The organism is Brachyspira catarrhinii, from assembly GCF_005518285.1.
Lineage (GTDB): Bacteria > Spirochaetota > Brachyspiria > Brachyspirales > Brachyspiraceae > Brachyspira > Brachyspira catarrhinii.
On the sequence record NZ_SJDU01000668.1, the window covers coordinates 1 to 765 of the forward strand.

1 pseudogene is annotated in these 765 nt (G+C 37.1%); it reads right to left on the reverse strand.

Annotation, left to right across the window (positions count from 1 at the left end):
* Positions 1 to 765 (reverse strand): annotated as a pseudogene (locus tag EZH24_RS12970) (variable surface family protein); the annotation flags it as partial.

Genomic DNA, 765 nt, shown 5'->3' on the forward strand with positions numbered 1-765 from the left:
AATATAATTCTAAATCTTTTACGGGCGTTACCGTCAATTCGGCATATACGACATAACCGAATGTATAGAAAGGTCCCTTCCTCTCAACTCCAAGTAAACTTATATTACCACCGAAAATAGTCGCAGATAGAGAAGGCTCTACATATAAACCAACGGAATCATTTGAAGCTCTTAATCCTAACGGCAAAGCTATACCTACTCTATATATACCGTCTATAGATAAAGTTCCCTGCGGATTCGGTATCCCTGGAACGCTCGCTATATAACCGCCCGATAAACTTTGAGAGCTACTCGAATCGAAAATCATCCCTGTATAGTCGAAACCATAGGCATTAATATCAAAATTATTGCCTTTATATCTGTTTAGAGTTCCGTTTAAGTTTTCTACAGTCTCCAACGCTTGACTGTATAAGACTCGGATATATGGCTCTATCGATAAACTTCTTTCAGTCGGAAAATTGAAATAAGCTCTGAAATCTACTCCTACAGAAGCTTGGTCTTTATAGATTGCCTTACTATTTGGGTCTACATCAAATTCATTCTCCGATAATATTTTGGCATAACTCATACGAGCATAACCGTAATAGACATATAGCCTCAACTGACTTAAATAATCTATAAACTTATGGAAATAATATCTCGTCTCCACGGCGGTGGATATTATAAAAGTATTTTTAGCCTGATAGTTTCCTATTCCTACAGCCACAGGGATATTGAATCTTAAAGTATTATCCATAGCGGTAAGCATAAGGACGGGAGTATGAA